Below are 21,138 nucleotides of genomic sequence, written 5' to 3' on the forward strand. Positions count from 1 at the left end.
AAGATCGATAGGTATTTGCGAAGTTGTGGTTCGTCCAGACCTTTGTATTTAAAAAATCCCAATCAAATCAATGACTTGAAAGATTCATCCAGCCAGCTGTCCCGTGCTGGCACACCCGTTGCAATAAGGATCACACATTCAAGCAAATGAACGAACAAAAAGAACCCCACAAGGAGAAGTCACATGGCCAACCTTCAACTCTTCCAGACCCTGCGCGGCGCGCTGCTGCCTTCGGCCAACACGCTCAACGAAGCGGGTGGCGTGGCTTACGCGCTGTCGCCCAAGCACCAACTGGCGCAGCTCGCCGCGACCGGTTGCCTGAACAACACCTTCTACGCACAAGCGCAGGACCAGCTCGACGCCGTGCTGGCCCTGGCCCGCGAAGTCGATCCGGTGTTCGTTGCCAGGACGGCCGTGTATGCACGCCGCGCCGGCCACATGAAGGACATGCCCGCGCTGCTGGCCGCGACGCTGGCGGTGCGCGATGTGTCGCTGCTCGCCAAGGTGTTCCCCCGCGTGGTGGACAACGGCAAGATGCTGCGCAACTTCGTGCAGATGCTGCGTTCGGGTGCCGTGGGCCGCAAGTCGCTCGGTACGCGTCCGAAGAAGCTGGTGCAGCAATGGCTGCTCCAGGCGTCCGAGGCGCAGCTGCTGAACGCCTCGGTGGGCAACACGCCTTCGCTGGCCGATGTGGTGAAGATGGTTCACCCCAAGGCCGCCGAAGCATGGCGCGCCGCGTGGTTCGCATGGCTGATCGATCGTCCGTATGCACTGGAGGCGCTGCCCCCGGTGACGCAGGCCTTCGAGCGCTTCAAGCGCGACCGTTCGCTCGAGGTGCCGGACGTGCCGTTCCAGATGCTGACCGCGCTGGCGCTGGACGCGCAGGCCTGGGCGCAGATCGCGCAGCGTGGATCGTGGCAGATGGTGCGTCAGAACCTGAACACCTTTGCGCGCCACGGCGTGTTCGAGCTGCCGGGCCTCGCGGAGGCGGTGGCCGCCAAGCTGCGCGACCCGCAGGCCGTGGCCAAGGCGCGCGTGCTGCCGTACCAGCTGATGGCGGCCTTCACCGCAACCGGCGCCGAGGTGCCGCACGTGGTGAAGGAGGCGCTGCAGGACGCGATGGAACTCGCGCTGGCCAACGTGCCGGTGTTCGAGGGCCGCGTGGTGGTGTGCCCCGACGTGTCGGGCTCGATGAGCTCGCCGGTGACGGGCCACCGCGGTTCTGCGACCTCGGCGGTGCGATGCATCGACGTGGCCGCGCTGGTGGCCGCCGCCGTGCTGCGCCGCAATGCGGATGCGCGTGTGCTGCCCTTCGAGACGAAGGTGGTGTCGCTGGAGTTGAATCCGCGTGATTCGGTGATGACCAACGCGGCCAAGCTGGCGGCGGTGGGCGGTGGCGGTACTTCGTGCAGCGCGCCGCTGGCATGGCTGAACAAGGAGAAGGCGCAAGCCGATCTGGTGGTGCTGGTGTCGGACAACGAATCGTGGGCCGACCGAGGCCGTGGTCGCGGAACCGCGACCACGCAGGAGTGGGCAGCGTTCAAGGAGCGCAACCCGAAGGCGCGGCTGGTGTGCATCGACATCCAGCCTTATGCGACCACCCAGGCGCAGGAGCGTGCCGATGTGCTGAACATCGGCGGCTTCAGCGACGAGGTGTTCAAGCTGCTGGCGGTGTATGCCGCGGGCGGCCTGGGCGCCGACCACTGGGTGGGTGTGATCGAAGAGACTTCGATCTGAGAGAAAAGAGAGAGGGCATCGTGGGCCTTGGCCCGCGGTGCCCGATCCGAAGAAATTGAACGTCGTCGTTCGGCGAATGCAGATGCGAGTACATCCAACCATGTTCTTCCTCGCATCGATCGTTTGTCGCCGAACGGGGATGAAGGTTGTTGTGCGAATGCAGGCAGGACTACATCTGGACGCCCCGGGGTCGAACCCCGACACCGGTTCGCTGGTGGGCATGTCTTGCCATCCTCGTCGCACTGTTTTTTGCAGCGAATGCTGGCGGAACTACAGAGTCTTGATCTCGTGGTCGCGGGTTCGAATCCCGCCGGTCGAAAGACCGTAGCTCAGTGGTAGAGCACGACGCTTCGTCGATTCTTGTCGCTGCTTTTTTGTTTTGAGGTGAATGCAGACGGGTTTACAGGTAGAGCGTCATGGTCTTGGCCATGAAGGTCCCGGGTCCGAGTCCCGGTCTGTTTCGGCAGGTAGCTCAGTTCACGACCCGTCGCTCCTCGTCACCTCTTTTTTTGCATATCGGGCACGCAGGCACAGAAGGGAGCGCCACTGCCAAAAATGTTTTGAATTGCCGGCAGCCTGGGTAAGACCAGGTACGGCGGGCAAGCCGGTCGACGGGCAAGGTTGAGGATGCAGGTGCTGGCTCCGATGACGGGTCTGTCACTGGCGCGCGTTTCCAACCGTCGACTGGGCCGCTGGATTCAAACACCACGGTCGCCGTATTGATGCGGGTTCGAATCCCGCCGTGTCCACCAGTCAGTCGTATGTTGTTGTCGAACGGAAAGAAGATCATGTCGGATGAAGATCGCACCCAGGAGCGGATCGGCTACGTGCTGAACGGCACCGGCTGGGCCACGTTGAGTTTTCGCGCGGATGCCGGACCGATGGCGTTCGCCGTGTCGTACCTGCACGATTCGCTGGGCGATCTCGCGCGCATGGGGCTCGACCTCGCGAAGGGTGCGAAGACCGCCTCGGCCGTCTTCATGGACGAACCCGGCGAAGTCCATCTGGTGGTAACCGGCGACGCGGACGCCATGGCGTTCGAGTTGCGCCGCTACCGCGATTGGGCGAGCTGGGGCATCACCGCCATGGACGACTACGAGGTGCTGGACCAGGGCGTCGTCCAGCGCGTGGCGCTGGTGCGCAACATCCATGCGATCCTGGAGCGCATGTACGTGGAGGTGGGCCCGCAGAAGTACCGCGAACTCTGGGTGGAGCACGACTTTCCGCTGCGCACCTACGAAGGACTCATTGCTGCATTCAAGAAGTGGCCGCGGGCCTCCCGAAAGCAAGAACCGAAGCAAGAACCGAAGTAAGAACCGAACAAAGAGAGAAGAGAGAGAAGGACAGAAAAAATGACGAACTACAAACTGCATGAAGTAGCCAACGGTGTCCCCGTGAAGATGTGGACGAACGGCGTGCCCGTGGAAGACGAAGCACAAAAGCAGCTCGAGAACGCCGCGCGCCTGCCCATCGTGTTCAAGCACATCGCGGCCATGCCCGACGTGCACTACGGCATCGGCGCGACCGTGGGCTCGGTGATCCCGACCTTCAAGGCCATCATCCCCGCTGCCGTCGGCGTGGACATCGGCTGCGGAATGATGGCCTGCAAGACCACGCTCAACGCACGCGACCTGCCCGACAACCTGGGCCCGCTGCGCGCCGCGATCGAGAAGGCCGTGCCGCACGGATCGAACCCCAAGCGCATGGGCCGCGACAAGGGCTCGTGGGAAACGCCGCCTGACGAAACCGATGCCGCCTGGGCCAGGCTGGTGGATGAGTTCGACCTGATCTGCGAGGACTACCCGCGCATCAAGAACACGAACAACCACAAGCACCTGGGAACGCTGGGAACCGGCAACCACTTCATCGAGGTGTGCCTGGACGAAGCGGGCGCCGTGTGGTTCATGCTGCACTCGGGCTCGCGCGGCGTGGGCAACGCCATCGGCACGCACTTCATCGAACTCGCGAAGAAGGACGCCGAGCTGCACCAGCGCAACCTGCCCGACCAGGACCTGGCGTACTTCGAGGAAGGCGCCAAGTACTTCGGCGACTACGTGCGTGCGGTGGGCTGGGCCCAGAAGTTCGCGCGTGCGAACCGCGAAGTGATGATGCAGCGCGTGGTCGCGGCCGCGCGCAAGGTGATCGCCAAGCCATTCGAGGCGCATGTGGAAGCGGTGAACTGCCACCACAACTATGTGAGCCGCGAGACGCACTTCGGCGAAGACGTGCTCGTGACCCGCAAGGGCGCGGTGAGTGCGAAGCTTGGAGAACTCGGGATCATCCCCGGCAGCATGGGTGCCAAGAGCTACATCGTGCGCGGAAAGGGCAACCCCGAGAGCTTCATGAGCTGCAGCCACGGCGCCGGTCGAACGATGAGCCGTACCAAGGCCAAGAAGCTGTTCACCGTCGCCGACCAGATCGCCGCGACCGAAGGCGTGGAATGCCGCAAGGACGCCGACGTGATCGACGAGATCCCGATGGCCTACAAGGACATCGACGCGGTGATGGAGGCGCAGAAGGACCTGGTGGAGGTGGTTTACACGCTCAAGCAGGTGGTTTGCGTGAAAGGTTAGGCAAAGGCCGTTGGTGTGCGCCTCGCCTTGAGGCGTGCACCGCGGCCGGCGCTCTTCGCGAGGCGCGAGCAACGAGCAACGTGAAGACAGAAAAAGACAAGCTGATGATGACGAACGAAGAATTCATACGATCCGCCCACCCCATCGACCCCGCCATGCGCGCGGAGATCATGGCCAACCTGCGCGCCATCGAAGCGCGCCACGACGTCACCGTCCTCTTCGCCTGCGAATCCGGCAGCCGCGGCTGGGGCTTCGCCTCGCCCGACAGCGACTACGACGTGCGCTTCATCTACGTGAACCGCCTGCCGTGGTACCTCACCGTAACGCCGCGCCGCGATGTGATCGAAGTGCCGATCAGCGGCGACCTGGACATCAACGGATGGGACCTGCGCAAGGCGCTGGGTCTCATGCGCGAGTCGAACCCGACGCTGCTCGAATGGCTGCGCTCGCCCATCGTCTACCGCGACGACGCGGTGGCGATGCCGCGTTTTCGCGCGCTCTCGGAGGCAGTGTTCTCCAACGCGCGCGCCTGGCACCACTACGCCTCGATGGCCAAGAAGAACTTCCGCGAGCACCTGCAGGCCGACGAGGTGCGCTACAAGAAATACCTCTACGTGCTGCGCCCGCTGCTGGCCGCGCGCTGGATCCGCACGCAGCCTGGCGTGCCGCCGATGCGCTTTGCCGACCTGGCGCAGCACACGCTCGACGTCGTGCGCGACGCAGCGCTCATCGACGAGATCAACGCGCTGCTCGAAGTGAAGATGCGCGCCGGCGAAGCCGCGACCAGCCCGCGCTGGCCCGGCATCCACGCGTTCATCGAAGCCGAGCTGGCCGCCAACGCGGCCGAGCCGATCACGCCGCTGCCGCAGGCGGAAGAAGCGGGGCTCGATGCGTTCCTCTGCGAGACGGTGCTGCGCTTCGATGCGGCTGCATCGTCCGCGCACGAAGGAGGCCGCGCATGATCGAACTCGACGGCTCCCAAGGCGAGGGCGGTGGCCAGATTCTGCGCACCAGCCTCGCGCTGTCGGTGGCGACGGGCCAGCCCCTCGCCATCGAGAAGATTCGCGCCGGCCGCGCCAAGCCCGGCCTGATGCGCCAGCACCTCGCGTGCGTGAACGCCGCGGCCGAGATCAGCGGCGCGCAGGTCGAAGGTGCGGAGCTCGGCTCGCAGTCGCTGCGCTTCGTGCCCGGTCCGGTGCGCGCGGGCGACTATCGCTTCGCGATCGCCAGTGCGGGCAGCTGCATGCTCGTTTTGCAGACCGTGCTGCCACCGCTGCTGCTGGCCGGTGCAACCAGCCAGGTGCACCTGAGCGGTGGCACGCACAACCCGATGGCGCCGCCGTTCCATTTCCTGGAGCGTGCGTTCGTGCCATTGGTGCGCCGTCTCGGCGCCGACCTGCAACTCACACTGCGCCGCTGCGGCTTCTATCCGGCCGGCGGCGGCGAAGTCGAGGCGACCATCGTGCCCGCTGCGGGCGCGCTGCAGCCCTTCGACCTGATGGCGCGCGGTGCGCAGCAGTCGGCCCATGCAGAGTGCCTGGCGCCGGGCCTGCCGCGCCACGTGCCGACGCGCGAGCTCGACACGTTGGGCGGCGCGATGGGCTGGTCCGGCGAGCAGCTTCGCTTCGGCACGGCGCGGCAGAACGAAGGCCCTGGCAATGCACTGATCGCCACGCTGGCTTATGAACACACGACCGAAGTGTTCACGGCCTTCGGCGAGAAGACGCTCAGCGCCGAGCAGGTGGCGCATGGCCTGGTGAAGGAACTGCGCGCGTTCCAGAAAAGCGAGGCCGCCGTCGGACCGCATCTGGCGGATCAGCTCGCGCTGCTGTTGGCGCTGGCTGCGTGGCAGAGCGGAAAGGCCGCCACGTTCACTTGCAGTGAAGTGACGGCGCACACGCGCACCAATTGCGCGGTGATCGAGCGCTTCCTGCCGGTGCGCTTCACCATCACCGAAAGCCGCGCGGCCTCGACGGTGCAGGTCTCGCCGGCCTGATGAAAAGAAGACGCCCGCTCGCTCAGGCGAGCGGCGTCGCGTTGGCGTACAGGCGCAGCAGCATCGCGCGCAGCGTTTTCACTTCGGTCGCGCTGAAGTCGGAAGTCGCTACCGCTTCGTAGTGCTGCGCGAGCGGAATCAGCTCGCAGGTGAGCGCCAGGCCGCGCTCCGTCAGATCGATGCGCACCGCGCGCTTGTCGGTGTCGCACTTCTCGCGCGCCATCAATTCATGTGCCACCAGCCGGTCGACGATGCGCGACAGCGCCGACAGGTCGGTGGAGGCGTGCGTCGCCAGTTCAGACAGCGTCTGGCGCGGCGTGTGCTGCAGCGACGCGCACACGCGCCACTCGCTCAGGCTGAGCCCGTAAGGTTTCAACGCCTTCGCAAAGGCGTTGCCCATGCGGGCGCCGGCGCGTGCAAGAAGGAACGGAATGGCCTTTTCGAGGTCGTGATCGGGGTGTAGGGTTTTCATCTAGACGTGCTTGATTATTCAAGTATATAGTCCGCCGCAATTACTTGAATAATCAAGCAAAAACGGAGACGACCATGAACCTGGAACCCACGCGCCGAAGCGCCATCGCGGTGATGCTTTCTCTTCTGTCGGTGGCGCCGCTGGCTCATGCGCAAAGCGCAGCGGCCAGGTGGCCGGCGCAGGCCGTGCGCTTCGTGGTGCCGTTTCCCGCGGGTTCGGCGCCCGACGTGCTGATCCGCCATGTGGGCGCCAAGCTCGGCGAGAAGTGGGGGCAGGGCGTGATCGTGGACAACAAGCCCGGCGGCAGCGGCGTGATCGGCATGAACGCGATCCTCGCGGCGCAGAGCGACGGCTACACCTTCGGCTTCGTGCAGGGCTCGGCGATTTCCGTCGCACCGAGCACGATCAAGGGCGTGAGCTACGACTTCAACCGCGACTTCGTGCCCGTCACGCTCGCGGCAGTCGCGCCCTTCATGCTCGCGGTGCCGGCCAACTCGCCCTACAAGACGCTGGCCGATTTCATCGCCGCCGCGCGCGCCAAGCCGCAGGGCATCGAGGTGGCCGACAACGGCCGCGGCACCGCGCCGCACCTGGCCTCGGCATTGCTCGGCCTGCAATCGGGCGCGCAGTTCCTCGAAGTGCACTACCCCGGCGGCGCGCAGGCCATGCAGGCCACGCTGGGCGGCCAGACCCAGATGATGGTCGAGACCTACAACGTGGTCGCGGGCAACGTGCAAGGCGGGCGCATGCGCATCCTGGCCAGCATGGGCGACCGCGTCGAGGCGGGGCTGGAGCCGTTCCCGCTCGCGAGCAAGACGGTGCCCGGTGCGGTGGCGCACGGCTGGTTCGCGGTGATCGCGAAGAAGGGGGTCGACCCGCTCGTGCTCGCCAGGCTCAACAAGGACATGAACGAGGCGCTGCTGCTGCCCGACGTGATCGCCAAGTCGCGCGAGCTGGGCACCTATCCGCGCCCCGGCACCCCCGAACAACTGGCGCGCTACATCGCCGACGACCGCAAGACCTGGCAGGACGTGCTGGACAAACTGAACATCAAACCGGAGTGATAACCCAATGACCCCCATGAAAAACAAGATCGCGCTCGAAGAGCATTTCGCGATCGACCTCACGATCGCCGACTCGCAGGTCTACGCCCGCCCCGAGGTGTGGCAGGGCCTCAAGAGCAACCTGCTCGACTTCGAGCAGCAGCGGCTCGAGAAGATGGACGAGTGGGGTACGGAGCTGTCGATCCTCTCGCTCAACTCGCCGGCGGTGCAGGGCATTCCCGATGCGAAGCGCGCCATCGAAGTGGCGCAGCGCGCCAACGATGTGCTGGCCGAGCAGGTCAAGCGCCACCCGACGCGCTTCGGCGGGTTCGCCGCGCTGCCAATGCAAGACCCCGAGGCCGCCGCGCGCGAGCTGGAGCGCTGCGTCAACCAGCTGGGCTTTCACGGCTTCCTGGTCAACGGTTTCTCGCAGGTCGGCGACGAGCACACCGTCGTCTACTACGACGACCCGCGCTTCGCCGATTTCTGGACCGCCGCCGCCGCGCTGAAGAAGCCGTTCTACATGCACCCGCGCGATCCGCTGGCCAGCCGCGAACCGATCTACGACGGTGCGCACTGGCTCACCGGTCCCACCTGGGCCTTCGCGATGGAAACGGCCATTCATGCGCTGCGCCTGATGTCCAGCGGCATGTTCGACAAGCACCCTGCGCTGCAGATGATCCTCGGCCACTTCGGCGAGGGCATTCCTTTCAATATCTGGCGCGTCGACCACATCCTGCGCAAGGGCCGCCGCGGCATGCCCTGCGACAAGGAAATCGGCGAGTACCTGCGCAGCAACGTGCACATCACCACCAGCGGCAACTTCCGCACGCCGACGCTGCTCTCGACGATGCTCGAAGTGGGGTCGGACCGCATCATGTATTCGGTCGACTACCCGTTCGAGAAGCACGAGGACGCGGCCCGCTGGTTCGACACCTGCGAGATCAGCGAGAACGATCGCCAGAAGATCGGCCGCGACAACGCCCGCAAGCTCTTCGGGCTGAAGTGACATGAGCGCCGTGAAAGACACCCGCCCCGTGCTCGTGGCCGGCGGCGGCATCGGGGGCCTCGCGGCCGCGCTCGCCCTGGTGCGCGAGGGTTACCGCGTGAAGGTGATCGAGCAGGCCGGGCAGATCGGCGAGATCGGCGCCGGCATCCAGTTGAGCCCCAACGCCTTCGCGGCTTGCGATGCGCTCGGCGTGGGCGAGCACCTGCGCGCCAAGGCGGTCTACACCGAAGAGATGGTGATGTTCGATGCCATCGATGCGAAGCGCGTGGCGAGCATCTCGCTGTCGGAAGAATTTCGCGCGCGCTTCGGCAACCCCTATGCGGTGATCCACCGCGCCGACATCCACGGCGCGCTGCTCGAAGGCGTGAAGGCCACCACCGACGGCATCGAGTTCCTCACCTCGACCAAGGTCGTGCACATCGAGCAGGACGACCGCGGCGTGACGCTCATCGACGCGCAGGGCGGCCGGCACGAGGGCCAGGCCGTGATCGGCTGCGACGGCGTGCGTTCGGCGGTGCGCCAGCAGTACGTGGGCGACGGCATCCGCGTGTCGGGCCACGTGGTGTTCCGCGCGGTGGTCGATACGGCCGAGTTCCCCGAGGCACTGCGCTTCACCGCGCCCTGCATCTGGGTCGGCCCCAACTGCCACCTGGTGCACTACCCGCTCAAGGGCGGCGACAAGTTCAATATCGCCGTCACCTTCCACAGCGACCAGCCCGAGGAGTGGGGCTCGATGGACGGCGACCCGGCCGAGGTGCAGCGCTACTTCCGCGCTACCTGCGAACAGGTGCAGCAGCTGCTGCGCATTCCGAAGGCGTGGAAGCGCTACTCGACGGCCGACCGCAACCCGATCGAGCAATGGACCTTCGGCCGCGCCACGCTGCTGGGCGATGCCGCGCACCCGATGGTGCAGTACCTCGCGCAGGGCGCGTGCACGGCCTGCGAGGACGCGGTGACGCTGGGCCTTGCGCTGCGCCGCGAAGGTGGCAACTGGCCCCGCGCGCTGGCGCTGTACGAGCGCTCGCGGGTCGCACGCACCGCGCGCGTGGTGCTCTCGGCGCGCGAGATGGGCCGCATCTATCACGCCAAGGGCGTCGAGCGTCTCGTGCGCAACAGCATGTGGAACGGCCGGCCGCAGCAGCGCTTCTACGATGCGCTCGAATGGCTCTACGGCTGGACGGCCGCCACCTGCCTCGACGAGGCGACGGTGTGAAGGCATTCCCCGATTCGCTCGAAGCGAGCGCGGGCGGCGCAAGTGCCACTGCCGCCATCGACATCCCCGCGCTGATCGACAGCCACCCCGTCAGCAGCTTCCAGAAATGGATCCTGCTGCTGGTCGGCTGCGCGGTGGTGATGGACGGCTTCGACGTGCAGGCGATGGGCTTCGTCGCGCCGGCCATCGTGCGCGCCTGGGGCATCGACAAGGCCGCGCTCGGGCCGGTGTTCGGCGCGGGCCTCTTCGGCATGCTGGTCGGCTCGCTGGTGCTGAGCATCTGCGCCGACCGCATCGGACGGCGCCCCGTGCTGCTGGGTGCCACCGTGTTCTTCGCGCTGTGCATGCTTGCGACGGCCTTCACGCACACGCTCGACCAATTGCTCGCGATGCGCTTCATCACCGGCATCGGCCTGGGCGGCATCATGGCCAACGCGAGCGCGCTGGCCAGCGAATACAGCCCGCATCGCCGCCGCGTCACGCTGATGATGTGGGTGTCGTGCGGCTTCACGGGCGGCGCGGTGCTGGGCGGGCTGATCTCGGCCGTGCTCATTCCGCTGGGCGGGTGGCAGGCGGTGTTCGTCTTCGGCGGCATCGTGCCCTTGGTCATCGCCGCGCTGATGTGGCGCTACATGCCCGAGTCGATGCAGTTCCTGGTGTTGCGCGGGCGCAAGCTCGACCGCGTGCACGGCTGGCTGCAGCGCATCGCGCCCGAGGTGCGCATCGGCCCCGGCACGCGCTACGTCGTGCATGAAGCCAAGCAGGACGGCGCCCCCGTGGCCGAGCTGTTCCGCGCAGGGCGCGGCCCGGCCACGCTGCTCTTGTGGGGCATCAACTTCATGAACCTGCTGAACCTGTTCTTCCTGGCGAACTGGTTGCCCACCATCGCGACCGAGGCCGGCTACAGCGGCGGCACGGCCGTGCTGGTCGGCACGCTGCTGCAGGTGGGCGGCGTGGTCGGCACGGTGGCGATGGGGCCGCTGATCGACCGCATCGGCTTCTACCGCGTGCTGGTGCCGGTCTTCGCGATCGCGGTGCTGGCCATCGGCGTCATCGGCCAGCCGGCGCTGCCGCTCGCGCTGATGCTCGCGGTGGTGACGGTGAGCGGCTTCTGCGTGGTGGGTGCGCAGCCCGCGCTCATCGCGCTGGCTTCGAGCGTGTACCCGACGACGGTGCGCGCCACCGGCATGGGCTGGAGCCTGGGCATCGGCCGCGCGGGCTCCATCGTGGGGCCGGTGCTGGCGGGTTGGCTCATCGGGCTGCACTGGACGAACAGCGCGCTCTTCATCGCAGCGGCCGTGCCGGCGCTGCTTTCCTGCGCGATGGTGCTCTGCATGGGGCGATTGAAATTCACGGGTGCGATCGCGCGCCCAGGAGAAACGACATGACGACAACGAACAACTCTTCCGGCTGGACCCTGGCCGCCCGCGTGCTGATGGCCGCGATCTTCCTGGTCGCGGGCGTGCGCAAGCTCATGGCCTATGGCGCGACGCTCGGCTACTTCGCCAAGCTGGGCATTCCGCTGGGCGACGTGGTGCTGCCGCTGACCATCGCGCTGGAGATCGGCGGCGGCCTGCTGCTGATCGCCGGCTGGCGCCTGCAGTGGGTGGCCAGTGCGCTGGCCCTGTTCACGCTGGCCACGGCCTTCACCGCGCATGCGTTCTGGTCCGCCGATGCGGCGCAGTTCGCGGGGCAGCTCAACAACTTCCTGAAGAACGTGGCGATGGCGGGCGGCTTCCTGCTGCTGATCGTGCAGGCCACCGGCGGCGAACGGAAGACGGCGAGCACCTGAAGCCGGGCCGTGCCCCGGGGCGGGTGGAAAACTCCTTTCCACCCGCATGGTTGAACGGCCCGCGAGGCGGGTAGACACTCGCGCGCACCTTTTCACGAAAGATCGAGCGATGCCTGTCCAATCCTTCGTCTACAACAGCGTTCCCCAGCGGGTGGTCTTCGGTGCGGGATCGCTGCAGCACCTGGCGCGCGAGATCGACGCGCTGGGCGCGCGCCGTGCGCTGGTGCTCTGCACGCCCGAGCAGCGCGTGCAGGCCGAGCGCGTGGCCGACATGCTCGGTGCGCACGCGGCCGGCGTGTTCGATCGTGCCGTGATGCACGTGCCCATCGAGACCGCGCGTGAAGCGAGAGAAGTGGCGCAGCGCCTGGGCGCGGACTGCGCCGTGGCCATCGGCGGTGGTTCGACCACAGGTCTCGGAAAAGCCATCGCGCTGGACTCGGGCCTGCCGATCCTCGCGATCCCGACCACCTACGCGGGCTCCGAGATGACGCCGATCTACGGCATCACCGAAGCCGGCATGAAGAAGACCGGCAAGGACTTCAAGGTGCTGCCGCGCACCGTGATCTACGACCCCGAGCTCTCGATGAGCCTGCCCGTCCGCATGAGCGTGACGAGCGGCATCAACGCCATCGCGCACGCGGCAGAAGGTCTCTATGCCACCGATGCGAATCCGATCATGGATCTCATGGCCGAGGAGGGCATCGCCGCGCTGGGCCGCGCGCTGCCCGCGATCCGGGCCTCGGCGCAGGATGCGGCCGCGCGCGGCGACGCGCTCTACGGCGCCTGGCTCTGCGGCACCGTGCTGGGCAACGTCGGCATGGCGCTGCACCACAAGCTGTGCCACACGTTGGGCGGCAGCTTCAATCTTCCCCACGCCGAGACACACACCATCGTGCTGCCGCACGCGCTGGCCTACAACGCCGCAGCGGCACCCGAAGCGATGGCACGCATCGCGAAGGCGCTGGGTGGAGGCAATGCAGCGCAGGCCGTGTTCGATCTCGCGCGCGACAACGGCGCGCCGGTCGCGCTGCGCGACATCGGCATGAAGGAATCGGACCTCGACGTGGCCTGCGCGCATGCACTGCAGAACCAGTATCCCAATCCGCGACCGCTGGAGCGCGATGCGATTCGTGCTCTGCTGCAGAACGCGTGGGAAGGCGTGCGGCCCTGAACTGCTGCGGCCCGTAGCCGGTCCGCAGACGCCCGCCGCCGAAGCGGGACGGGCGCCGCGAACCGCTTACAGCGGCAGTGCGTCGCCGCGAGCGGCAGCGCGGGCGGCGGCACGCACCGCGGCACGGTCGACGGTGCTGGCCACCACGGGCGCGACGCCCGACGAAGCGCCTTCGGCGTACGGGTTGTCGCCGTGCGCGGCGGCAACGGCTTCGGCGCGGACCGCGGCGCGGCTGGTCGCCGAAGCGATCACCGAAGCCGGGCCGGAATTGGCGCCGTCGGCATACGGGTTGTCGCTGTGCGCGGCGGCCACGGCTTCGCTCCGCACGTCGGCGCGGCTGGCCTGCGAGGCGATCGATTGCACGCCTTCGTAGGTCTCGGCGTGTGCGGCACCCGCTGCGCCCAGCATGGCGAAGGCGGCGGCGGAGAGGGCGATGAGTTGCTTGGTGTTCATGATGAAAGTCCCTTCGGATGACGGTGTGGACGGCGGACATTCGTCGTTGCCACGGAATGCAGTGTGAAACCGCATCGTGGTTCGCGCTGTGCGTTTGCGCACCGCTTTCGTCATCCAGAAGACCCGCTACAAAGGGATCGTCGCGGGCTGCGGATACAGCACGTCGAGCGGCTCGGAGCGGCCTCGCACGATGAGTGCGTCGGGCACACCCATCTCATCTGCGACGCCGGCCTGTTGTGCCGCGAACAGCGAGACGACGAGGCGCGAGGCGGCCGTCTTCGAATGGTCCTGCAAGCGGCTCGCGGTGTTCACCACTTCGCCGATGGCGGTGAAGGTGGTGGTCTCCAGGTAGCCCACCTCGCCCACCGCCGCGCGCCCCGCATGCAGCCCCATGCCGAACGCCAGGCGCTGCCCGAACTGCGCCTCGAAGCCTTCGCTCCACGCGTCCATGCGCTGGGCGATCAGCGTGGTCGCGTGCAGTGCCTGCCGGCACGCGGTGGGCAGGTCGCACTCGAGCCCGAAGATCGCCATCACGCTGTCGCCGATGAACTGGTTGGGCACGCCGCCGCTTTCGCGCACGGCCGCGCCGACGGTGGCGAAATAGCGGTCGAGCACATAGGCGAGATCGAAGGGCCACTGCCGCTCGGAGAGGCCCGACCAGCGCCTGAGGTCGACGAACAGGATCGCCACGTCGCGCTCGCGCCCGAAGCTGCCCACCGGCGCGGGCCGGCCCTCGTTGGGCAGCGGCGCGAAGAGCGGCGTGACCTCGATGTCGCCCTGCGGGCGCAGCTGGCAGGCCAGCCGCACGTCGGCCGGTGCGCGCACGCGTTCGAGCGTGCGCTGCTCGTCGCGGCCCGGCTCGCCGATGTGCCCGGGCGCGCCGACCACGCGCACGCGGCAGGTGGAGCAGCGCGCGCGGCCGCCGCAGATCGACACGTGCGCGATGCCGTGCGAGCGGCTCGCTTCCAGCACGCTCCAGCCGCGCGGCACCTGCACCGTGCGGTCGGGGTAGCGCAGCGCGATCGATGGCTGGCGCGAGAGGCGCGCAAACCAGTTGCGCCCCCAGCGCGCCGAGAGCAGCGCGAGCAGCGCCAGCACATAGAGCCACTTGAGGCTCTGTTCGGCTTCGTTCAGCGCCTGCCCTTGCGCGGGCGTCGGCACCGGCACGGTCGGCACGCCGGTCCACTGGAACTCGCGGCCGATGGAGACGAAGCCCATCGCCGCCGTGAGCGGCAGCACCACCGCGATGGCCAGCAACAGGTACGAGAAGCGCCGGTACACGGGCTGCGCCCGCAGCGCGAAGTGCAGGCCGAGGCAGCCGTGGGTCCAGGCCGCGAGCATCAGGCCGAGTTGCGCGGCCGCGCCCGGCAGGTTCCACAACCCCCAGACGACGCGGACATAGGAGCCGTCGATGCCATAGGCCTGGTAGGCGCCGCGTATGGCCGTCAGGTGGGTGGCGATGAGCAGCGGCAGCGCAAAGCCCAGCAGCACGCGCAGGGCCTCCAGCGGCGGCATGCGCAGGGTGCGCCGTTCCCACAGCGCGACGACGGCCAGCGCCAGGTGCGTGAGGGCCGCGCCGTACAGCAGCACCGTGCCCGGCAGGCTGTGCCAGAACTTCTGCGCCACGCGCAGCACGCTCTCGGCCAGGGCGAAGGAATAGATGCCCAGCGAATGGTTCAGCAGGTGCACCGTCACGTAGCCCATCAGCACCAGTCCGCTCACCCAGCGGAGATTGCGCCGTGTCGGTGGTCTCAGCGAAAAAGGGGGCGAAGGAGGTGGTGGGGAACGTCTGTCCATGAACGGGTTCGAAGCGGCACCCGAGCATAATCCGCGCGCTCCCACCGACCCGGCATGGCCAAACCTGAACCCACCCTCCGCTCCAGCCTCGCGCTGCGCCAGATCGCGCTGCTCGAAGGCCTCTCCGACCAGCGCCTGGACCTGCTCGCGCAACAGTGCCTGTGGCACAGCGTGGAGGCCGGCAAGCCGCTGCTCCTGCGCGCCGAGCAGCAGGGCGAGGTGTTCCTGCTGGTCTCGGGCCGGGTGCGGGTGACGACCTATTCGGCCAACGGCCGGCAGGTCACCTTCCGCGATGCCGAAGCGGGCCAGTACTTCGGCGACATCGCCGCCATCGATGGCGGCCCACGCTCCGCCGACGTGGTGACGCTGGAGCCCAGCGTCGTCGCCAGCCTCGACCGCGCCGCCTTCATGGCCCTCTTGCGCGACGAGCCGCGGATCGCCGAGCGGGTGATGCAGCGGCTGGCCTCGCTGGTGCGCCAGCTCTCCGAACGCGTGATCGACCTGAGCACGCTGGGCGTGCAGAACCGGCTGCATGCCGAGCTGCTGCGTCTCGCACGCGCCGCCGGGGTCGAAGGCAACGAGGCCCGGCTGGAGCCGGCCCCCAAGCACGCGGCGCTGGCCAGCCAGATCAGCACGAACCGCGAGCAGGTCACGCGCGAGCTCAACGTGCTGGTGCGCAGCGGCGTGCTGCGCAAGGACGGCAAGGCGCTGCTGGTGGCCGACGCCGCCCGGCTGGAGCTCATGGTCTCGCAGGTGCGCGGGGATTGAGGCTCACACCGGGCTTCGCGCACTTCGTGTCGCTTCGCCCATCCCCTGCCGGGGGAAATACCGGCAGCCCGGCAAAGCCGGTGCTGCGGCATTCCACGAATGGTTCGCGAGATCGCTCAGTTCCAGCGTCCGTTCGTCCCGCCGACGCTCAAGCGGCCGGCGCCCAGCAGCACCACGGTCAGCGCGCCGAACAGGTACAGGCCCTGCAGTTCCAGCGCCCAGCCGCCCTGCTTGGTGAGCGCGAACAGGTCGGCCATGTGCACGAGGCCCAGGGCCACGATCATGTTGATGACGATCACGCCCGCGGCGGCGCGCGTCCAGAAACCGGCGATCAGCAGCAGCGGTGCCACGATTTCCCCCACGTACACGAGATAGGCGAGCCCGCCCGGCAGGCCCGCCTTGGCCAGCATGCCGCCGATGAAGCCGACGCCCGCCGACAGCTTGAAGATGCCGTGCAGCAGCACGAGCACGCCGATGGTCACGCGCAGCAGCAGCTTGCCGGCATCGTCCAGCGCGGCGGGCGAGGGGGAGGCGAGCGACGACGATGCGATCGGCGCACGCGGGGTGTTGGCGGCTACGGTGTTCATGGCAGATCCTTGCGAACTTGAAAAAGGAAGGGTCCGCCACGGGATGCGGCGGTTGCGGTTCCAGTGTGCGGATCTGCCGGAAGGCGGGATGTGCGTTTACGCACATCTTTCAGGCATTGGCTGGCGTGTTCCTTTTTTCGTGGAACACCGCGGAACCGGCTTCGCCGGGCCGCAGGTGTTGCCCCCGGTAGGGGGTGGCGAAGCGACACGAAGTGCGCGAAGACTGGGGGCGAGCCTAGAACCTGCTTGTCCACTTGCGCTCGTAGTCCATCTTGACGAAATGCGCCGCCATGAAATCGATGAAGCTGCGCACCTTCGCCGACAGGTGCTTGCGGCTCGGGTACGCCAGGTTGATCGCCAGGTGCGGCAGGTCCCAGTCGTCCAGCGTGGGCACCAGGCGCCCGGCCACGATGTCTTCGTAGACGATGTAGGTCGGCTGCACCAGGATGCCCATGCCGTCGAGCGCGGCGGCGCGCAGCACCTGGCCGTCGTTCGATTCGAGCAGGCCGGTGACGGACACCGCGTGGGTCTCGCCCTTGCGGGTGAAGCGCAGCTCGTTGGGGTTGTTGGCGTGGGTGTAGATCAGCAGCTTGTGCTGCTTCAGGTCGTCCAGCGTTTTTGGAAAACCGTGCTGCGCGAAGTACCGCGGCGACGCCGCGAGGATGCGCCGCGTCTCGCCCAGCCGGCGGATCGTGACGTTCGAATCGGGCTCGTACTCGCGCGTGCGGATCGCCACGTCGATGTTGTTGTCGATCAGGTCGAAGTAGCGGTTGGCCGCTTCCACGTGCACCGTCACGCCCGGATAGCGCTGCGTGTACTCGCGCAGGAGCGGCGCGATGTGATGGATCGAGAACGAGAGCGAGGCCGTGATGCGCAGCACGCCGGTCGGGTTCAGCGCGGTGGCGTTCACCGTCGACTCGGCATCGGCCAGGTCGGCCAGGATGGTCTTGGCGCGTGCGCAGAACTCGCGGCCGGTGTCGGTGAGATAGAGGCGCCGCGTGTTGCGCTCCACCAGCCGCGCGCCCAGGCGCGCTTCGAGCGCGCTCAGGTGGCGGCTTGCGGCGGCGTTCGAGAGGCCCAGCGCCTCGGCCGCGCGGCCGAGGCTGCCGGCATCGGCGATCTGCACGAGCAGGGCGATTTCGGTCCAGCGGTCCATGGCGGGGATGTCTCCGGGGCTTGTCTTGTGGCGGCTGATTCCGGGGGATGGCGCATGGCCCCCGGCTTCACCGAGCCGGTGATTCTAGGAGGCGGTCCGATGCGCCGCGAGGACCCAGGCGCACGCGCAAAAAAAGAGGGACCGTTGCCGGTCCCTCTTCGCTTCGCGCCGTCCCGCGGCGGGCTCAGCCCAGCAGGCCGTGCAGGATGTTCGTCACCGGAGACGCCGCGCCGCCGGTGCCGTGGTCGAGCAGGCTGGTGATTGGGGTCACGACCTCGGTCACCAGCGGGGCGACCACGTGTCCGAGGCCCACCACCACGTCGGGCACGGCAGCGAGCGGCGAGCCCGAGCCCGAACTCGCGCCCGCGCCGGCCAGGATGTCGGTCACGGGCGCCGTGATGTCGGACACCGCGTGCAGCACGCTGGCCGCGATCGGCTCGATCGCATCGGTGAGCGAGGAGACCGGCTCCAGGATGTTCGCGGCCGGGCCGCTGCCGCCCAGCAGTCCGCCGAGCAAGTTGCCCACGAGGCCGTCCTGGCCGAGGACGCTGCCGAGGAGACCGCCGTCGCCGCCGAGCAAGCCACCGACGATGCCGTCTTCGCCGAGCACGCCGCCAAGGAGACCGCCGTCGCCGCCCAGCAGGCCTCCGACGATGCCGTTCTCGCCCAACACGCCGCCGAGGAGACCGCCGTCGCCGCCGAGCAAGCCGCCGACGATGCCGTTCTCGCCGAGTACGCCGCCGAGGAGGCCACCGTCGCCGCCGAGCAAGCCGCCGACGATGCCGTTCTCGCCGAGTACGCCGCCGAGGAGGCCGCCGTCGCCGCCGAGCAAGCCGCCGACGATGCCGTTCTCGCCGAGTACGCCGCCGAGGAGGCCACCGTCGCCGCCGAGCAGGCCGCCGACGATGCCGTTCTCGCCGAGCACGCCGCCGAGGAGACCGCCGTCGCCGCCGAGCAGGCCGCCAACGATGCCGTTCTCACCGAGCACGCCGCCAAGGAGGCCACCGTCGCCGCCCAGCAGGCCGCCGACGATGCCATCCTCACCGAGCACACCGCCGAGAAGACCACCGTCGCCGCCGAGCAAGCCGCCAACGATGCCGTTCTCGCCGAGCACGCCGCCGAGGAGACCGCCGTCGCCACCCAGAAGGCCGCCGACGATGCCGTGCTCGCCGAGTACGCCGCCAAGGAGACCGCCGTCGCCACCCAACAGGCCGCCGACGAGGCCATCTTCACCGAGCACGCCGCCCAGGAGACCACCGTCGCCGCCCAACAGGCCGCCAAGGAGACCACCGTCGCCGCCGAGGACGCCACCCAGGAGTCCGTCATCACCCAGCAGACCACCGAGCAGGCCGCCTTCGCCGCCGAGCAGGCCGGCCAGCGGCCCGTCGCTCAGCAGGTTGCCAACCACGCCGTCGGGTCCGAGCAAGCCGTCCACGAGGCCGCCCTCGCCGAGGAGCCCGCCGGAGAGGCCTTCGCTGCCGAGCAGGCCGGCGAGTGCGCCGTCGCCCCCGAGCAATCCACCGACAAGGCCGTCTTCGCCAAGCAGGCCGCCGACCAGGCCATCGTCACCCAGGACGCCGCCGAGGAGACCGCCGTCACCGCCGAGCAAGCCGCCCAGCAGGCCGTCATCACCAAGTACGCCACCAAGGAGACCACCGTCACCGCCGAGCAAGCCGCCCAGCAGGCCGTCATCACCGAGCACGCCGCCGAGGAGACCGCCGTCACCGCCGAGCAAGCCGCCCAGCAGGCCGTCATCACCAAGTACGCCACCAAGGAGACCACCGTCACCGCCGAGCAAGCCGCCCAGCAGGCCGTCATCACCGAGCACGCCGCCGAGGAGACCGCCGTCACCGCCGAGCAAACCGCCCAGCAGGCCATCGTCGCCAAGCACGCCGCCGAGGAGACCGCCTTCGCCGCCGAGCAGACCGCCCAGCAAACCGTCGTCACCCAGCAGCTGTCCGACCAGGCCGTCTTCGCCAAGCAGGCCGCCCAGCAAGCCGTCCTCGCCCAACAGCCCCTCGAGCACCTGGCCGACCACGCCGTCGTCGCCGATCAGCCCGTCCACGAGACCGTCGATGCCCAGGCCCGTGGTCACGCCTCCGAGCAGGCCGTCGCTGCCGGGCACGTTCTCCAGGATGTTGCCGAGCGCGTCGGTCAGATAGTCGACCTGGCCGATCAGCGAGCCGACCAGTGCGTCCGTCAGGCCGTTGCCCAGCAGGCCGTCGACCACCGGGGTCAGGACGCCGCCGATATCGACCACCAGGTTCCCGACGGCGTCGTCCACCGGATCGAATTCGTTCGGATCGTTGGCGCTGAAGTCGGTGCCCGCGATCGGCGAGAGCACGTTGTCCACCAGGTCCGTCAGGCCATCGACCGTGGGCATCAGCGAGCCCAGCGTGCCGGAGGAACTGGCGGCAGCCCGGGCCGCCGCGGCGCTTCCGCCACCCAGGCCGAGGAGGTCGTCCAGTGCGCCGACCAGATGGCCGACGGCGCCGTCGCCTGGATCGAGCAGGTGGTCTGCATCGGCGTCTGCGTCGGCATCGGCATCTGCGTCTGCATCCGCATCGGCGTCCGCATCAGCGTCTGCGTCGGCATCCGCATCCGCGTCTGCGTCGGCATCAGCGTCGGCATCGGCGTCCGCATCAGCATCTGCATCTCCGTCCGCATCCGCGTCCGCATCGGCATCCGCATCGGCGTCCGCGTCGCCTTCGCCGAGGCCCGGAGCGAGGAAGGAAACACCGCCGCCGCCGTCGCCACCACCGCTCAACGCGGCGCCGAGCGCAACGGCGCCCAGCGCGCCGAGGGCGAATTCGCCCAGGCCGATGCCGCTGCCGCCCGCGGCCTTCTTGGTCACGGCCACGGCGGCTGCGTCCGCATCGCTGTCGGCCGGCGTGACTTCCAGGTTGCCCGCGGCCACGTCCACATTCACCTGCTCCAGGCCGCCGGGCAGCTTGGTCGAGCCGATGGTGGCGTCGGTGCCGCCTTCGAAGACGCCCGCGAGCGGCGCCTTGTTGGCCGTCGAGCCGGGGAACAGCACATTGGCGTGGCCGCCGTCGGGAACGATCACGCGGTCGCCCGCCATCAGGGTCTGGGTGCCGTCCACCGGAATCCGCACGCCGTCGCGCACGACGACCGTGCCGGGCGTGGCGTTGGACAGCGAGCCCAGGCCCGCGGACATCGAGGGCGAGGCCATCGCGCTGGAGCCCATGGGGGCGACCGGTGTGACGCTGGCCTGGGCCAGGACCACGGGGGCCGCACCGTTCTCGGCCATGGCCGGGGTCGAAGCGATGGGTGCTTGGGGGGTGATCATGGGCGGCCTCCTCGAAGGAATAAGTAACCACAAAGCGCAACATGCGTGCCGCCTTCGCGCC

Annotated in this window: 18 protein-coding genes; 12 read left to right on the forward strand and 6 right to left on the reverse strand. The window is 68.3% G+C overall.

Features of this window, described 5'->3' with window-relative positions; all coding sequences use genetic code 11:
- Positions 1-183: 183 nt before the first annotated feature.
- The 5 genes from BM133_RS22070 (at position 184) to rtcA (ending at position 6,306) form a co-directional block, all read left to right on the forward strand.
- Positions 184-1,737: a vWA domain-containing protein gene (locus BM133_RS22070; RefSeq protein WP_093438438.1), complete on the forward strand. Its 1,554-nt coding sequence runs from the start codon at positions 184-186 to the stop codon at positions 1,735-1,737.
- A gap of 788 nt (positions 1,738-2,525) precedes the next feature.
- Complete coding sequence (locus BM133_RS22075; protein ID WP_093439351.1) at positions 2,526-3,050, forward strand: hypothetical protein; 525 nt, start codon at positions 2,526-2,528, stop codon at positions 3,048-3,050.
- A gap of 39 nt (positions 3,051-3,089) precedes the next feature.
- Positions 3,090-4,310 (forward strand): RtcB family protein, encoded by a 1,221-nt coding sequence (locus tag BM133_RS22080; protein ID WP_093438441.1) that lies wholly within the window; start codon positions 3,090-3,092, stop codon positions 4,308-4,310.
- Positions 4,311-4,414: 104 nt separating this feature from the next.
- Positions 4,415-5,272, forward strand: a complete 858-nt coding sequence (locus BM133_RS22085; RefSeq protein WP_093439354.1) for a nucleotidyltransferase domain-containing protein — start codon at positions 4,415-4,417, stop codon at positions 5,270-5,272.
- Positions 5,269-6,306, forward strand: coding sequence for an RNA 3'-terminal phosphate cyclase (gene rtcA / locus BM133_RS22090; protein ID WP_093438444.1), 1,038 nt, complete (start codon positions 5,269-5,271; stop codon positions 6,304-6,306). Before BM133_RS22085 ends, rtcA begins: the two co-directional genes overlap by 4 nt.
- A gap of 22 nt (positions 6,307-6,328) precedes the next feature.
- Here rtcA and BM133_RS22095 read toward each other — a convergent pair whose 3' ends face one another.
- Entirely contained in the window at positions 6,329-6,778 is a 450-nt protein-coding gene (locus BM133_RS22095; RefSeq protein ID WP_093438446.1) for a MarR family winged helix-turn-helix transcriptional regulator, read from the reverse strand.
- A gap of 74 nt (positions 6,779-6,852) precedes the next feature.
- Between BM133_RS22095 and BM133_RS22100 the strand changes: the two genes are divergently transcribed.
- From BM133_RS22100 to BM133_RS22125, 6 genes are all read left to right on the forward strand, one after another.
- Positions 6,853-7,842 carry a Bug family tripartite tricarboxylate transporter substrate binding protein gene (locus BM133_RS22100; protein WP_093438448.1) on the forward strand — a complete coding sequence of 330 codons (990 nt, stop codon included), beginning with the start codon at positions 6,853-6,855 and terminating at the stop codon, positions 7,840-7,842.
- A 16-nt stretch (positions 7,843-7,858) separates the two neighbouring features.
- Positions 7,859-8,830, forward strand: coding sequence for an amidohydrolase family protein (locus BM133_RS22105; protein ID WP_093438450.1), 972 nt, complete (start codon positions 7,859-7,861; stop codon positions 8,828-8,830).
- Between the two features lies 1 nt (position 8,831).
- The gene (locus BM133_RS22110) at positions 8,832-10,043 is read left to right on the forward strand and encodes a 3-hydroxybenzoate 6-monooxygenase (RefSeq protein WP_093438452.1); all 1,212 of its coding nucleotides are present in this window, start codon (positions 8,832-8,834) and stop codon (positions 10,041-10,043) included.
- On the forward strand, positions 10,040-11,431 hold the full coding sequence (locus BM133_RS22115) for an MFS transporter (protein ID WP_256219311.1): 1,392 nt from the start codon (positions 10,040-10,042) through the stop codon (positions 11,429-11,431). Before BM133_RS22110 ends, BM133_RS22115 begins: the two co-directional genes overlap by 4 nt.
- Entirely contained in the window at positions 11,428-11,835 is a 408-nt protein-coding gene (locus BM133_RS22120; RefSeq protein ID WP_093438457.1) for a DoxX family protein, read from the forward strand. The genes BM133_RS22115 and BM133_RS22120 overlap by 4 nt, the downstream gene beginning before the upstream one ends.
- A gap of 109 nt (positions 11,836-11,944) precedes the next feature.
- Positions 11,945-13,006 carry a maleylacetate reductase gene (locus BM133_RS22125; RefSeq protein ID WP_093438460.1) on the forward strand — a complete coding sequence of 354 codons (1,062 nt, stop codon included), beginning with the start codon at positions 11,945-11,947 and terminating at the stop codon, positions 13,004-13,006.
- A 66-nt stretch (positions 13,007-13,072) separates the two neighbouring features.
- Here BM133_RS22125 and BM133_RS22130 read toward each other — a convergent pair whose 3' ends face one another.
- Together BM133_RS22130 and BM133_RS22135 are read right to left on the reverse strand one after the other, a co-directional pair.
- Entirely contained in the window at positions 13,073-13,459 is a 387-nt protein-coding gene (locus BM133_RS22130; RefSeq protein ID WP_093438462.1) for a helicase SNF2, read from the reverse strand.
- 126 nt (positions 13,460-13,585) lie between these two features.
- Complete coding sequence (locus tag BM133_RS22135) at positions 13,586-15,256, reverse strand: adenylate/guanylate cyclase domain-containing protein (RefSeq protein ID WP_093438465.1); 1,671 nt, start codon at positions 15,254-15,256, stop codon at positions 13,586-13,588.
- Between the two features lie 54 nt (positions 15,257-15,310).
- On the opposite strand from BM133_RS22135, the gene BM133_RS22140 reads away from it, so the two are divergent.
- Complete coding sequence (locus BM133_RS22140) at positions 15,311-16,024, forward strand: Crp/Fnr family transcriptional regulator (RefSeq protein WP_093438467.1); 714 nt, start codon at positions 15,311-15,313, stop codon at positions 16,022-16,024.
- 116 nt (positions 16,025-16,140) lie between these two features.
- Here BM133_RS22140 and BM133_RS22145 read toward each other — a convergent pair whose 3' ends face one another.
- The 3 genes from BM133_RS22145 to BM133_RS22155 form a co-directional block, all read right to left on the reverse strand.
- On the reverse strand, positions 16,141-16,611 hold the full coding sequence (locus tag BM133_RS22145; RefSeq protein ID WP_093438470.1) for a DoxX family protein: 471 nt from the start codon (positions 16,609-16,611) through the stop codon (positions 16,141-16,143).
- A 235-nt stretch (positions 16,612-16,846) separates the two neighbouring features.
- On the reverse strand, positions 16,847-17,767 hold the full coding sequence (locus tag BM133_RS22150) for a LysR family transcriptional regulator (RefSeq protein ID WP_093438472.1): 921 nt from the start codon (positions 17,765-17,767) through the stop codon (positions 16,847-16,849).
- A 184-nt stretch (positions 17,768-17,951) separates the two neighbouring features.
- Positions 17,952-21,077, reverse strand: a complete 3,126-nt coding sequence (locus tag BM133_RS22155; RefSeq protein WP_093438475.1) for a hypothetical protein — start codon at positions 21,075-21,077, stop codon at positions 17,952-17,954.
- Between the last annotated feature and the right edge of the window lie 61 nt (positions 21,078-21,138).

The organism is Variovorax sp. 770b2, from assembly GCF_900115685.1.
In the GTDB taxonomy this organism is placed as follows: Bacteria; Pseudomonadota; Gammaproteobacteria; order Burkholderiales; family Burkholderiaceae_C; genus Variovorax.